The following is a 14,061-nucleotide window of genomic DNA, read 5'->3' as shown; positions in this document are numbered from 1 at the left end:
AATGCCGTTCAAGATTGACCGAAGAGGGCGAGTCGGTCCCTCGCTTATATTTCAGGAGATATTTCATCCAAATGTTGCGATCTTTTCATAATGATGAGGTGGCGAATATGGGGTCTAGTAAATCATAGGTTGCGATCTGCACTTATCTAAATGTTTTCGCAGGGGTGGTAGTCCGCGTAGTCATGATGAATGACTTTTGAGGCTCAGGATGTTAGGGGGTGGATCTGTTGAGACAAGGCTAAGATCAGTCATGGTTTATTCTATAGGGTTGGAATGTTATTTCATTTCATTGAATTTGTAGAATATTAAATCGAGATAATTACCATTGATTGATGATTAGGCGGCGTAAGGGTAGAGCCGTAAGACCATGCTAGGGGGAGCGCTCAGTCGCCGAAACTGTCAAGTTATCAATTTCTACAATATTTGGCGTAGCTGGCTTGGGGTCAAGTTGGATAGGTCTGCATCAAAAAACGGAGGCTAGTTAATTAATTGTAGTATGCTGAGGGAGCATGAATTATGCAGGTGCAATCCTGCGGGCGACAGCCAAGTAGAAGGTGCTTAATTGATTTGAAGTCAAATATGGCACCTCTCTAGTTGGGGATTATTGTCTAGCGCGCTTGAAAATAGTTTCTAGCTTCGCTTTGAGTAGGTGTGGGCGGCCCTTCGCGATGTGATCGATTCCTAATCTTTGACAGATTGGAGCGAGTCGCTCATCCGCGTGTACGGAGTAAATAATCAGATTTGATCCCGGGTAGCCTTTGTTTCTCGCTTCGCTGGCTAGGAAAAGACCGCGAAACTCCTTATATAGAGGGTCCTTAGCTTCAATTTTTTTGTCGATGTCCGCAGATGAAGGAACGTTCAAGTCAACTAGCAAGGCAACATAGTTGTTGTTCGAAATCTCAATATGAGCATCTGGCAAGTTAGTAACAAATTTTGTTTTGAAGCCTCGCGATTCAATAAAATCTTCTAGCCAGTCTAAAAAAAGTGGCTCGTCATCTAGGACGAGAACAGTGTCAGTAATTCTGTTCATTTACTTTTCTCATAAGCATTTGGAATTCTTAATTCAAAGCGCACCACGCCGCTAGCTGAGCAGTTGCCAGTAATAACTCCGTTAAAGACATTTTCTACAATCAAACGGCAAATATAAAGTCCCAAGCCTGAGCCCGACGATGTTTTTTCCTCTGCTTTCTTACCGCGTGCGCCGAGGCCAAAGATGTCATCTGAAGTGTCGAATGGGGTGCTGGTTCCTTCAATTGTGACAATTAGTTCTTGAGTTTTCTTCTGAATCCAATTTTTCACTAATACTTGAGAGTTCTTATTTCCGTACTTGACTGCGTTATCAAAAAGGTTCATAAAAACTTGCCGGATCAAGTCTGGGTCGCCAGGTACACAGTTCTGAACCTTTGCGTCTTCAAGCTGAATACGGATGCCGTTCTGCCTGCCTTGCTCTTGGAAAAATTGCGCTGCTTGGATGATGATTTCAGGAATTACGCATTTTTTGGAAGGGCCGGGCTTTTTTTCGCTATTTTTTTCGACAGCATACTCTGCAAAATAGGATAAGTTTCTAATCAGTGATACGGTATACTCTAATTGAGCGCGAGCGCTTTTCAGTCGCTGCTCAATTTTGTGTTCTGCTACATCGCCCTTTACAACATTGTCCAGTGTGCCAATTACACCATTTAATGGGTTGATTGCTTGGTGGGTGATATTTGAGATCAGGAATAAAGTGAAATCCGCTGGTTCAGGCTTCATGTGGTCGCCTCGCGCAGTACTATTTTGTCTTGAGTAATTGAAAAGTTAAAATTTGACCAGTTGCTAATTGTTAGTAGGTGAGCTATTTGGTATTGCTCGAGGCTCTTTCCTAACTCTACTGTCAGTTCAGGATTGTTGCCGTCTTCAGTCATGATCGAAACTTGTTCACTCTGGGTCGCGAATTTAATGTAGCACATGAAAGCGCGTAATCCCAAATTATCGAATTTGCAAAGCTTAATGGCTGGACTGTTATCAATATTAATCCATTCATACATATCTTGAATGCCGGACGTCTTGCGCCATCTCCGCGTTTCACTTTCTTCCAAGTCACACAGCCGCTTGTCGATTAACTCTCCGAGGGCGTGGGAAAGTTCAAGTTTTGCCTGTGATTTTGTGCTTGTCAATCCTGAGGAGTACAGTGAGTCATTAGCTTTTATAAGTAGTTTGAGGAGCGGGGCCAGTGAGGCTGATGCCTCTTGAAGACTCGACTTAGACAGGCCGTACTTGATAGAGAGATGCTTTCTTATATTTAGCCGCTCTATTATGTCGATTTTGTTCCAGATCCGGATGGTGGGTCGCTTGCCAGATTCATTCCACTTTGTAACTTGATTTTGAGCCTGCGGCGTGATTGTTGAAGTGTTGGTAAATAAAAGTACGTCAGCATTATGGGTTTCCGCATAAGAGATCTTTTCCCAAATAAGCGGCCATCCAATACTTCCCGTATATCTCTTGCACTCTATATACCACAGCTGCCTTTGAAAATACCCAGAAAGGTCGCTTATGTAAAATTCCCCCTCAATATCTCGACCCTCGTCGCTGCCAGGGGTTCGCCACTTAGGGTTGATTAAGCCACAATCACAAACTAAGTCAAAAATTAGGTTTTCAAATATGCCAGCATCTAAAGTTTCTAGTTCCACAGTTCTAGGGATCTCAGTTTAAGGCTGATTCCGAATTTTAGTCTGTATCTGGAAATTATGGAAGATCTTGAAGTTTTGGAAGGTTGGTGCTAAGGTTTTGAGTTTTTAAGGTTTTTGGGCTTAGTTTTTTTTGCGGTGCGTGACTTGCTATTGAAGGTTGATAAGGTTTGATTTTTATAATGGTCGTTTTTTCAAGTTTATGAATGATTTGTTATTCTGATCTGCTTGAAAAGTTTATATGACTTTATGCTTGTGAAGATGGACTTTAGCTCGGTGCTGGTATGTGAGCCAATATTTGTGATTTTGCATAATATTACTCTGGGCTGAAATCTTCGGCGCAGGAAAAACCTTTGTAATAGTCGAGGATTGGCGCGTAAAATTTGGGGTCTGGAGGGCATGAGGTTATTCATGGTTGGGCCTGCCGGCAAGGGGGATTAATCGCAGATCTTGTGGCTATTAAAAGCGGTTTCGTAAAGCTGTATTAAATGTGGATAGAGTCCAGAACAGCTGGCTGTAAGTGCGAACTGATCGGGTGATCAATGAGATAGCGGGCTATCAGGTCCCGCCGTATCAACGGCTTGGTGATCAAGTCTGATAGCGCTTCTGTCGGAAGGATATGTCGTCTTATCAAGCAACGAGTCGTACCAGGGTTATTGAATACGAGGCGGTCTGCCATGGCGCAGGTAATGTGCGTGGTAAGGACGCGCTGGCACTCTTCATAATCCTTTTGACTTAGGTATTTGCCGTTGTCATGTTTTATAATCTTTGAAAATCCTTTCTTGGCAAAAGTGTCATTGAAGTCGTTATTGCTAATTTGTAAATGTTCCAGGGCCGCTATGAGTGAAATCGCGTGGGTCAGCATTGGTAATGTGGCTGGACGATTTTGTCTAGTTGCTATTTTGATTCTTGTCAATGCTGGTGCGTCCGATGGTGCATCGGAATGCAGGTACGATAATATATCTGCGCTGCTTCGGTAAAACGGAGCTGTATTGCTCGAGGCTGGCATCTTGGTGGTTTTGTATTTGTGCAGTGTCTCGATAAGTTTTGGGGTGGGGTGCGACGGAAATCCCATAGATGAGAGCAAAGGCTCGATAATCGCGAATTTACTGCGAAACAAGTCTAAAACGCTTGGGCGAAAATAGATTGAAAGTTGACCTTTCACGTGAGTGAGGATGTTGTTAGCAGCCAGGACCCTAAGCGTACGTTCGTCTGCACGGCCACGCTTGCTAGCGATAGTTATACTTAAGTAATTCTGTCGCTCTCTCGACTGTTCAGTGCTGAGCTGAGCGGCAAATCTCTTGATCTCTTTTTTTCTGTAAATTGTCGTGATGCGGGATTGGGTGGTGGAGGGAAAGGTTAGCGGTTGGATCCCAACGGCTTGGAGCACATCTGACAATCGGTTTACAGTAATCTTCAGAATCTTGCTGGTGGCGGTGCTGTTCAAATAATGATGTCTGAATTTTTGCACTTCGATTTTGGGGATGTATATTTTCTTTGCGGATAAATAACACCCTTTAAGATGCTGCCATTTGATCAGCTCGTGGACCGTGCCTTTCACGATTCCCAGCGATCTGGCCGCCTGCGCATACGTCATGAAGTTGGCAAAAAAAACTGGATCAAAAGGCAATTTCGGCAGAATTAAATTGAAGTGCTGCGCAGTGCGGAGTTTTCGTTCATGAACTAGCGCGCGCTTGATTGATTGGACGTCGTCCAAGTTGAACAACCAATATGACCAGTGAAGTTCGGCATGGTAGCTCGATTTTACTTGGCATTGGAGGATGGCTTTCCGGATCTTTGTAACTTTGAGCCCGCACGTGGCAGCAATGTAGTGTGGCGGTTGAAGCTGCTCAAGAAATTTGTCGACGTCGGCAGGTAAAAAGTATTTCTTGTTGTGCCTCCCCTTGTAAAACGTCAACAAGCCATCTCGTGCATAGATTTGTATTACATGCGGATTCACTTGAAGTTGTTTGGCGACCTCATTAGTGGTCCACATTTCTGTCTGAGTTGTGGGCAGCCTTCCAGCACTCGTAGCGTGGTATTCCTCGAGGGCGGTCGACAATGCTGAGATGTCCTCAGTGCTAAAACGTCTTCTTTTTGCGTTCAAGTTCTTACACATCTGACTACTGCTGTCAAAGTGAAGACCCTCTGCCTGCATTTTTTGTCTTACTTGACCCGCTGTTAGTAAAAACGGCGAGTCGTTGCGGACGCTGCTGTGAGTCGATGTTATTTTCGTCATGAAAATGGTTGTAGCCTCCGCCACTCCAGGCGTTTTCATCCCGGAAAAGCGAGCCGCGATCCAGGATTTATCGATCTCCGGATATCCCTCATGTAATGCTGAGAGATGATCCACGAGGCCATTCACGTCATCGTTAGCAATGAACATGGCAGCTTCATTTATTTGGCATCGGGTAGCGTCGGGAATAAACCCCTTATTTTGGCTTGCTCCTCCCAGTAGGCGGGTGGTTCTGATGATTTTGTCAATGTACGCCTGGTTGTGTGACTTCAAGCTATGCGCAAGGCATCGCTCAGGCAGACAGTCGTGATCGCTGCACGGATCGCACTTAAGGACTTCGCCACAGTAATGACATTGCCCGTGTAGCGCGTGCCACCATTTGAGATCGCCATTACATGCAGGGCAGTTCGTTAGGTATCTTTTGCAGTGGTAGGGGCAATATTCAGATAGTCTAAGGTCTTGAACTTGACGTTGCCAACCTTCTTCAAAGCAGCTGTCGCAGAACACAAATGAGCGCAGCCTTAAATAAATGCTGGGTATTTCGACGCCGTTGATCATCCAGTGAGCTATCTGAGCCCGATTCACAGGTTGATAAAATCCATTGAGAACTGCGCTCGCATAAGCCCCAGCCTCTGCAGCCAGAAATTGAGCAATCGCTGATGATTGACTTATGGTTGTATGCTGCACAGCGGACTCCCCGATACAGCGACGAGTGAATTGGCCAACTGTGTTGAATTTATGAAACAGTGTTACCCGCCTGATCAGGCTGTATGGGCTTTCTTCAGCGTGCGGAACGGGCACGAAGATTAGCTTGTTCATCGGTGTACTCCGCTATCAGTGTCAGGCATTCGGTCAGCGATATTGAAAAAGGGTTCCTGGTTTCGCTAAGTTGTTTGGGCAGGCTGAGGCATCGACAGGCCTCGATGAAGTCCTGGCGGGTGAGCACATTCGCATGGCGGGTTTGGGCATTGATAACAGCTTCGTACACGATCTGCCGAAGGTATTCCAGGTTCCCCACGCTGGCCACGTAGAGCGGCGCCATGATCAGCAAGTTGTGAAGATGGACTTCGCCGCTAAACTCCATCAGGTCATACAATTGCTGGTCCAACACCTTAAGCGTCATGTAGAAATCGGAACTTTCCAGCTCGCTGAACGTGAAGTGTTCCAGGTAGGCCACGTAACAGTATCTTCTGATGAACGGAGAGTGTCCTTGTTTCCTCTGTTCATGAAGCAGATATTTACACTCTTCGGTACCTGCCAGCATGATAGGAATTTCACTCTTGCTTAGCAGCGTAACCAGCCAATCCAGAGTCACACTGCGCGACTTTTCTGCCTCCGGTTTCAATAATCGCTGGATTTCATCCAAAATAATGACTCGGACCCGGCATTTTTTTAAGCGATCGAGTAACAGCTCGTTCAGTGCATGCACGTCGCCGTGTGGCGGGTAGACTCCGAGGTTCTTGAGTAAAGTTATGCAAATTCCCTTAATTGTTACGGGTGCGGGGACGATACAATAGAGTGCCGTGATGACTTTATAGACGCCATCTCCATCAAATGCTTCATAAGGTGCGTCAAAGGACTCGGTGAACAGTTCGCACAGACGAGATTTGCCGGTGCCTGAAGGTCCGATAATGAAGGCGCAACTCGCCGTCTTACGTATTTCCGTAGCCTCCACCGCTTTGGAAAGCTGGGAATAAGCGAATTGATAACTTGGAAAGAACACAGCTAGCTTGCTGAATTCGGCCACAGCCCCGCTTGCTTCACTTTTCACGTTTAGTCACCACGCTAGCGAAACCCGAAGGTGTGTCAGGATGGAGTTGAAGAGGATGGTTACTAGCGATCTCCGTCGCTACGGCGGGGCGGGGCAAGCTAGGTTGTGTATTGAAATCGCCACGCTCCTCAGCGCGCTTCCTAGTAATGCGTTGCGTTTTGGTTTTCGCGCCGGCGAGTTCTCGTAGAATCTGCACACGTGCCTCGCGCGCGGCGCTGTAATTTAGAGACTGTTTTCTGACCCTCAGCCGAGTTTTGATCATCTCATGCAGGTGCATCGTCAACCCGTTCTGGTACTCGCCATCCACTGCAACGACTTCGAAAATACCGTTCGAATTAGGATCGCTGACCCAAGCTTTTCCTAGTTCGGAAATGTCATACAGCAGCCGCAGGGCCCTGGGTTTGCCAGGATGCTGGGTTGCTAGGTAGCTCACTGCTGGTCCTGTCCACGCTAGACCTTCAAAACGCAAACGACCGTTGTTGGGTTTTACGTAGGTGACGCTCAGCAAGTGACGTTTGAGGTCTTCCTCGCTGTACCTTTTTCGCTCGAAAGCTAGGGTATCGGCTTGATCTTCATCCCATGCCTCTTGGGGTGATTGGCCTAGGCCGTTTTGAAAGCCAGAGTGGTACGTGTTCGTGAGCCACTCCTCGAATTTATTGATGACTTCTTGCAGAGTGAGGGTGGCGTTGGCTTCGGAGTCGTAGGGATTTGGACCTGAAAAAGTCGTCCCTGGCATACTATGAGCAATGGACGTGGTCCAGGTTTTGAAAAAACTTTCGATGTGTGGCTTTTGATCGGGGTTTCCCGGCTCACAGTAGGTCACGTCACTCCCCATGTCGCTAAGTACACGTTTTAACCGGGCGTTGGCGAACTCGCTGCCGTTGTCCAAACGATAACGACTTGCCAGTCCGCCATAAGGATTATTGCTGGAAAGTGACATCTTCAATGCGCGCATCGTTTTTTCGGCGCTGGCGGGGTTGTAGGAAATATCCCACCCGGTGATTATTCGAGTTCTTACCTCGATCAGCGCAGTCAAGTATGGGCGCCCGAGCAATTGGCCGTTTTCATCTACGGTTTCAATGTCAAGCGTATGCGTGTCGCCTTCGACGAGATCAAAGAGCTTTTGTGGTTTCATGCACTTTTTGCTCCATTTTTGCTTTTTGATAGCTCGGCGGTAACCGAGTTGGTGGCGGTCCGTCTCGTACCGGTCCAGTTCAGTGATGATCCGGTACAATGTGCTCGTTGACGGACAACCGAGTTGGTCATGTGGCGGCCGTTTTTCGTTGCATGCGTCAATTGAGCATTTAATGGCGACGATCAGGTCAGTCTTTTTGCACGGGGTGGGCGTGTAAAATAATTGCTGCAAGTTGATTTGGATGAGGTCTTGCACTACCTCTGGAAGACTGAAAATACGCCGGGTCGTGGAGGTGCGCTTGCGGGGGGCTAGCGCGAGCTTATTCTCACCCATGCTGAGGTAAGCTCTTACCCATAGGTACAGCGCGCCATAGCTCGGTCCCCTTTCACCGTGCTGTTCTGCAATTTCGGAGAGCAGGGTCATTACCGGTTGACGCGGAAGATGACCACCCCAGCGGTCCATTACCGGCATCACATAACGTAGCCGCTTGGCTAGGACGGCTTGTTGACGGTTAGTCAAGGCGTCGGCGATCAGGTCCATCCGCGGAGCGAACGGCGCCTCCTGAGTTTTAAACAGAGTGCCATTTCGCCAGGCATTCACCAGTCGATCATATGACTGAATTACGATTTGCTTACTAAATTTCAGCGAGCGCAGTTGATAGCGATTGCCTTGCGCCGAGACCAATTGGTAATCGGAGCCACCGTATTGGTAGTGCTCGCCGACCTTGAGTTCCAGGCTATTCATCATATTCATCCTATCCAATTAAAAGATTAAGTGGACATTGAAAAACACGGTATTGATTTGAGTTTATTGCGGGCCTTGCTTTGAAAGAAGCCTGCACGGAGTGCATGCAGACATGGACGTGGTCCAGGCCTCGTAGATTTTTTCGATGTGTTGCTTATGGCAGGGGATTCTTGGCTTGCAGTAGATAATGTCAACGTCAATTTCGCCAAGCGCAATTTTCGAACAGGCGTTGATATACCCGCTGCCCTTGTCCAATTGATAGGCAACTGTAAAATTCTTATGATGATTTTTTCCAAGCCTATCCATAGAGATCACCATACCCGGCTCATTAAATTAATCGGGCGCTGTAAGTTGCAATGCAAGTGCTGATGAAAAAGTGCGCAGGTGATGTCAGCCTGCGAAACGCCGTGTTTAAGTAAAAAGGCGATGGTGGTGCTTTTTAGTGCTTCCTTGCTGAGTAATCTAAGGATGTACGGTACTCTGCTGAGACTGCCGTGGTAGCCGAGATGATATAGCGTCCGCAGATTTTGAATCTCGATAGGACGGCAAAACTGATGTTCCTCAACACACTCGAATTTCAGGTTATTGAGGCTGAAGAACTGCTCCAGCACGGCACGTTTTCTGCTCCATCGCCGATTACGAGCCCCCGCATCGCTTTTTACCTCGTAGATAACTTGGCTACCGTCCGCTAGCGTCGCCATGAAATCTGGCGTATAGCGCCTCCTCGTTGCGCTGAAGCAAATGGTGAAGGGTTGTGATTGATAGGCTGTGATAGCGGGCTGGTACTCTAAATAAATACAAAAATCAGCTTCCAGCAAGCTCTCGCAGCCGATGGAGTTCCCATTCTTGCGAGAGGCAACGAAGGTCACCAGTTTGCGAGGTTTACCGAATTTTAAGATTTTGCTCGGCTCAAGCGTGTAGCCAGCGTGCAGTACATGCCGATCGTATGAATTAACCATGACCTGGTCTCCACGAACGCAAGCGGAAATAGTTCAGTTGATTTCCAGTTACGGAATCGGCTGATGTTTACTTCGGATTTAGCGGACTAAGCGTTCCTCTCTCGTGCTGCCCGTTTGGCTGATAGAACCGCCAGAACCTGCATTTTCCAATCCAGCGCTTTTCGTAAGCGTGGTATCACCTTCGTCACAATTACGTATTTGGTGCGGTTATCTATTGCTACGAGTTGCAAAATAACTGGAATGCCTTGGCGGTTGGCAGCTTTAGGTCCAAGCCCCTTGAATGCGAGTGACAGGTACGTGGCATTGCAGTGGCGCTCCTCGCGGGAGGCTTTAGCGCTGGGAAGCTGACATTTCCGGTCAACGCTGCTAGAGCGTTTGTGGCTGGCATAGCGGGATTCAGGGCCAAGTCGAAGCGTAGAATTCGGTTTTGCGGGGAGTACTAGGCACGCGCCTTGGAACAGTGTCTGAGCATGCCAGCAGAGGGTGCTGGCGTTTCCTGCCAAGGCCAACGGTTCGAGAGCTTTCGATGGCGTAACCCGCAACTCAACGCCAGTACTTGATCGGATGGTTTGGCCGCTGTCGAGCCAAATTCGGCAGTTACAGGACTTCATGATCACACTCCCACCTGAGCCATGCGTGCGTGAAGTAGCGGACATGTTCGTATTATTGAACGGATTTCGTACTAGTACGATTACCGGTATGTGGTTCGTTAGCAGGATTTAACTGCTTGATTTCATGGAAAATTCTTTGGGTATTATATTTAGATGTTGCGGTTTGAGCGGATCGACACGTTGCAGCTAAGGCCAATCCTGCTTCACTTTTTGGTGTTCATTTGCCGAAGATGCTGCCATGAACCGTCAATCATTAGTCCGACCTATCAAAGGAGTGGTGCTGAGCCATTCGGTGCCAGCCTTGGCAGGCCTAGAGCTGAGTAGCCGTGGTTTGGCGCAGTTCGGGGATGCGGTTACGCTCAAATTTCACCCGTGTCTGTCACCACGGGGCGCGTGCAACCATAAATACGCGGCCCAGTGGAGGGGCGCTCTGCCGCAAGCCCGTTATCTAAATGAATGGCAGGTTGTACTGCCGGCATTGCAAGACGTGTTGATGGACCCCTTGTGGGATGTGTTGGAAACGCTTTGGGACAAGCGCCGGCACACCGGCAGTCAGGCTCTGAGCCTGCACCAGGCCTACGGCTACGGGTTGCCTAATGCGGGGGCAGTGCTCATGCGGCGATTGTGCGAGTGTCCCGATTGGCACAACCTCGGGTGTGTGATTGCCATAATGGGGTCAACAGACTGGCGGTTTCGCCCGCACCGGCGCTGGTGCAGCACCCATTTCCTCACGTACTTGGCACTGGTCTGTCATGGCGAGCCCTGTTGCGGCGCCCGCCAGCCATTGTACGAACTGCTGGATGCGCTGCACGAACGTCACTTCTTTGAGCCTATCGTGGGCTGGCCCCATGAGTTTGCCGGCTTCGAACAACTGGGGGACGGATTGGATCAGGTTGCGGCCGTATTACAGGACCTTCAGTGCTTCGAACGCTGGGACTTGTCCGGCTGTACGGCGGTGCATCTTCTGCTGTCGCGGGCTCCGCCTGGGTCATCGACAACGTCCTGGGCGCAACTGGCGAGAGAAGTGGTGCCATCGGTTCTGCTCAGGCAGGTTGCAAACGCGCTCAAACGGCACCAACGGAATCGGTTCCGACTCGATGTCGGCGTGTAAGCGAGTGGAAACCTGGTATCGCTTGCGGTTATCGGCCAATAGCAGCTGGTCGTTGAAGAAGCCTCACCCTTCCAGTGGTTTCGCTGCGTGGGGCTCTTTGAGGAGGTCTTGCAGTTCGCTAACCCGCTGTTTTTGGGCGCGTAGCTCCCGATGGACGTGGCGATCTTTGAGGATATGGCGTTTCACCCGTTCGCGAAGACTGGCATTCGCCGCCGACAACGTGTTCAGGCGCTCTTGGGCCAGGCGCAGTGCAGCGTCAGCTTCTTGGTGCAATTGACGGAGGTGAGCTTGATCCTGGTCATGGCGGTGGGCTTGTTGCCGTTCGGCGCGCAGTTCGCTGACCAGTCGCTCATTGTCCCGGGACAAGCTGCTCAGCTCTTCCAACTTGTGCTGCAGGGCCAATCGGACTTCACGCAGTTCGTGCTGCAGTTGCTGCATCTGGGTGTCGTACCGCTGAAGCTCTTCTCGGCGTTGAGTCAGGTGTTGTTGGCGGTAATGGGCGAGGGCTTCACGCGCTTGGCGCAGTTTGTCCTCCAACGTGTGCACCCGCAGGGCGCGCTCCTCCAGTAATTGCTGCCAGTCGCGGTCGACCTGGACCAAGCGCCGACGCTCGCCTTCGGCTTCGCGCAGTTGTGCTTGCAGCGTTCGTTCATGGGCGCGCACCGCCTCCACTTCACCGAGCAGGGTGGCGTGCGCTTGCTGCAATTGGTCGAGCTGCGCTTGTTGCTGGAGGCGTTGTTGCTCCTGAGCAATGCGTTCCAGGGCGAGCTGGCGTCGGTCCTCGGCGACATGCTCGGCGGCCAGCGCATTAAGGCGCGCGCTGAGGTCCGCGACATAGCCCTGCAGTTCCTCATCCGGGGTTGGAGGGCGCTGCGCCCGATCTCCGGCACTGAGTTCCTTCAGATAGCGCTGAATCGTGCTTTTGGAGCCGGTGTTGCCGAGCTGGACGCGCACCGCATCGATGCTCGGGTGTACGCCGCGGGCGAGCAGAGTTTCGCGGGCGGTTCTGACCACAGCCAGGTTGATGCCACCGCGCGCCATGGCGGCTCTCCTACGATTTCGTACTGGTTTACGGAGTATGCGATTACAGCTGTAACGGTGCCCGAAACGCGACAAGGATTCGGACGGAGTGGCGTTCGAGAATGCAGATTTCTCGAACCTGATAGGCGTTTTAGCGGGATTCGGCGCGTAAGCGCGGTACACGGGAGGTCAGGTGAGCGACGCGGAGCGGTATCAGCAGGCGGCACGCCGGGCCAGCACCGCGCGCCGCTACGCCCAGGCCATCGAGCACTTCGAAGGGGAGTGGGGCGGGCTGCTGCCGGCGTCGAGCGTCAGCGTGGTGCGCTACCTGGCGGCCTTCGGGGCACGGCTGTCCGCCAGCACGTTGCGCACGCACCTGGCGGCACTCGCCCAGTGGCACCAGCAGCGCGGCTTTGTCGACCCGACCAAGGCGGCCCAAGTGCGCGACACCTTGCGCGGCATCCAGGCGCTGCACCCGCAGCCGGTGAGACAGGCACCGGCGTTGCAGCTCAAGGTGCTGGAAGCCAGCATTGAGGGCTTGAGCGCCGACATGCACAGTGCACTACCCGCACTTCGACTGCGTGCCGCCCGCGACCAGGCGCTGATCCTACTCGGCTTCTGGCGCGCCTTTCGTGGCGACGAGCTGTGCCGACTGCAGGCCGAGCACGTGCGGATCGAGACGGGAGTAGGCATGCACGTGTTCCTGGCAAGCAGCAAGACCGACCGGGACAACCGCGGGCGCAATCTGACCATGCCGGCGCTGAAACGCCTATGCCCGGTACAAGCCGTCGAACAGTGGCTAACGCTCAGCGGTATTGAGAAAGGCCCTCTGTTTCGTGGCATTGATCGCTGGGGGCATCTCAGCAAGCAGCCACTTAATGCCAACAGTGTGTCGCGTCTGTTGCGCCGGGCTCTATTGCGTAGCGGGATCGAGGCCGAGGGCTATTCGGCGCATTCGCTACGTCGTGGCTTCGCTACCTGGGCCAGCCGCAATCAGTGGAGCACCGAGGCATTGATGGCATATGTCGGTTGGCGTGATGTGCAATCTGCCGCCCGCTACATCGAGTCTTACGCACCGTTCGGCGAGTGGGCGCGTTGAATTTCTTTCAGGAACCTGATCGTGGGTTGTCTCCTGCATAGGGTTCCTGCGGATACCTCATGCTCAGGCATATGGGTCAATAGGGCCTACAGCCAGATGTCATCATCAATGAGGCTGTCGAGCGCCGCATCGTAGGGCTTTAAGTTGGTAGTCGTTTACTGCCTGAAACTGCGCTTCGGCGATTCTTCGCAACCGCTCGACTTGCTCGGCAGGACTGCCGGAGGCTTGGGCTTCGTGGTATCGCCTCATCGCGTCCACGGCGTCTGTATACATTCGATGGTCAGGGTAAACTACTGATGGTTTGTGCGTCATTCGCCTGCGCCTCAATGGATGGTCGATGGGCAATCCCCGGCGTTAACCAGCTGAAAATCAATGACCGCTTGGTAGAGTGAGTCAGCCAGTAGCCGAAGACGCGCCACTTCAGGCTCGGAAACACCTGCATCCTCGGCTTCATGCAACTGGCGCAGTGCCTCAAGTGCTTGTCGCAACAGCGGCTCTCCAGCCTCTGCCATCCCAATCAGGGTGCGTTTCACGGCAGCTTCCTCGACGACGTTACTCACGAACTATACGCCCTGAGGCCAATGCTTAGCTAGGTCGGCACGAGCGAGGCAGTTATTAGAGCCTATCTATCATTGTCCGTGGCAGCATGAGCTCCTGCATTAGCGGTGACCATCGAGAACGTTAATTGGCACTTGGAGCAGGGATGTCG

The 14,061-nt window shown here is 51.0% G+C and carries 12 protein-coding genes; 2 read left to right on the top strand and 10 right to left on the bottom strand.

Annotation, left to right across the window (positions count from 1 at the left end):
* Positions 1-601 precede the first annotated feature (601 nt).
* The 7 genes from JKP78_RS15435 to JKP78_RS15405 form a co-directional block, all read right to left on the bottom strand.
* Entirely contained in the window at positions 602-1,030 is a 429-nt protein-coding gene (locus tag JKP78_RS15435) for a response regulator (RefSeq protein WP_200626929.1), read from the bottom strand.
* Positions 1,027-1,752, bottom strand: coding sequence for a sensor histidine kinase (locus JKP78_RS15430; RefSeq protein WP_200626928.1), 726 nt, complete (start codon positions 1,750-1,752; stop codon positions 1,027-1,029). The genes JKP78_RS15435 and JKP78_RS15430 overlap by 4 nt, the downstream gene beginning before the upstream one ends.
* On the bottom strand, positions 1,749-2,669 hold the full coding sequence (locus tag JKP78_RS15425) for a restriction endonuclease (RefSeq protein WP_200626927.1): 921 nt from the start codon (positions 2,667-2,669) through the stop codon (positions 1,749-1,751). The genes JKP78_RS15430 and JKP78_RS15425 overlap by 4 nt, the downstream gene beginning before the upstream one ends.
* Positions 2,670-3,150: 481 nt before the next feature.
* Positions 3,151-5,721, bottom strand: a complete 2,571-nt coding sequence (locus JKP78_RS15420; RefSeq protein WP_200626926.1) for a helix-turn-helix domain-containing protein — start codon at positions 5,719-5,721, stop codon at positions 3,151-3,153.
* Positions 5,684-6,673 carry an ATP-binding protein gene (locus JKP78_RS15415; RefSeq protein ID WP_325166803.1) on the bottom strand — a complete coding sequence of 330 codons (990 nt, stop codon included), beginning with the start codon at positions 6,671-6,673 and terminating at the stop codon, positions 5,684-5,686. The genes JKP78_RS15420 and JKP78_RS15415 overlap by 38 nt, the downstream gene beginning before the upstream one ends.
* Positions 6,663-8,552, bottom strand: coding sequence for an integrase catalytic domain-containing protein (locus tag JKP78_RS15410; RefSeq protein WP_200626925.1), 1,890 nt, complete (start codon positions 8,550-8,552; stop codon positions 6,663-6,665). Before JKP78_RS15410 ends, JKP78_RS15415 begins: the two co-directional genes overlap by 11 nt.
* 311 nt (positions 8,553-8,863) lie before the next feature.
* Complete coding sequence (locus JKP78_RS15405) at positions 8,864-9,511, bottom strand: TnsA endonuclease N-terminal domain-containing protein (RefSeq protein ID WP_200626924.1); 648 nt, start codon at positions 9,509-9,511, stop codon at positions 8,864-8,866.
* An 849-nt stretch (positions 9,512-10,360) separates the two neighbouring features.
* Here JKP78_RS15405 and JKP78_RS15400 point away from each other — a divergent pair.
* Positions 10,361-11,233, top strand: a complete 873-nt coding sequence (locus tag JKP78_RS15400; protein ID WP_200626923.1) for a hypothetical protein — start codon at positions 10,361-10,363, stop codon at positions 11,231-11,233.
* 63 nt (positions 11,234-11,296) lie between these two features.
* Here the strand turns inward: JKP78_RS15400 and JKP78_RS15395 are convergent, their stop codons facing one another.
* Entirely contained in the window at positions 11,297-12,274 is a 978-nt protein-coding gene (locus tag JKP78_RS15395; RefSeq protein ID WP_200626922.1) for a DNA-binding protein, read from the bottom strand.
* Between the two features lie 172 nt (positions 12,275-12,446).
* On the opposite strand from JKP78_RS15395, the gene JKP78_RS25290 reads away from it, so the two are divergent.
* Positions 12,447-13,352: a site-specific integrase gene (locus JKP78_RS25290; RefSeq protein WP_200626921.1), complete on the top strand. Its 906-nt coding sequence runs from the start codon at positions 12,447-12,449 to the stop codon at positions 13,350-13,352.
* A gap of 105 nt (positions 13,353-13,457) precedes the next feature.
* On the opposite strand, the gene JKP78_RS25125 is transcribed toward JKP78_RS25290, so the two are convergent.
* Both JKP78_RS25125 and JKP78_RS15385 read right to left on the bottom strand, forming a co-directional pair.
* Positions 13,458-13,664, bottom strand: coding sequence for a hypothetical protein (locus JKP78_RS25125; RefSeq protein ID WP_234454632.1), 207 nt, complete (start codon positions 13,662-13,664; stop codon positions 13,458-13,460).
* Positions 13,665-13,675: 11 nt separating this feature from the next.
* Entirely contained in the window at positions 13,676-13,885 is a 210-nt protein-coding gene (locus tag JKP78_RS15385) for a hypothetical protein (protein WP_200626920.1), read from the bottom strand.
* Between the last annotated feature and the right edge of the window lie 176 nt (positions 13,886-14,061).

It is taken from the genome of Pseudomonas sp. LAM2023, from assembly GCF_016620375.1.
Classification (GTDB): Bacteria; Pseudomonadota; Gammaproteobacteria; order Pseudomonadales; family Pseudomonadaceae; genus Aquipseudomonas; species Aquipseudomonas anuradhapurensis.
This window is presented reverse-complemented; position numbering and strand designations above follow the sequence as displayed.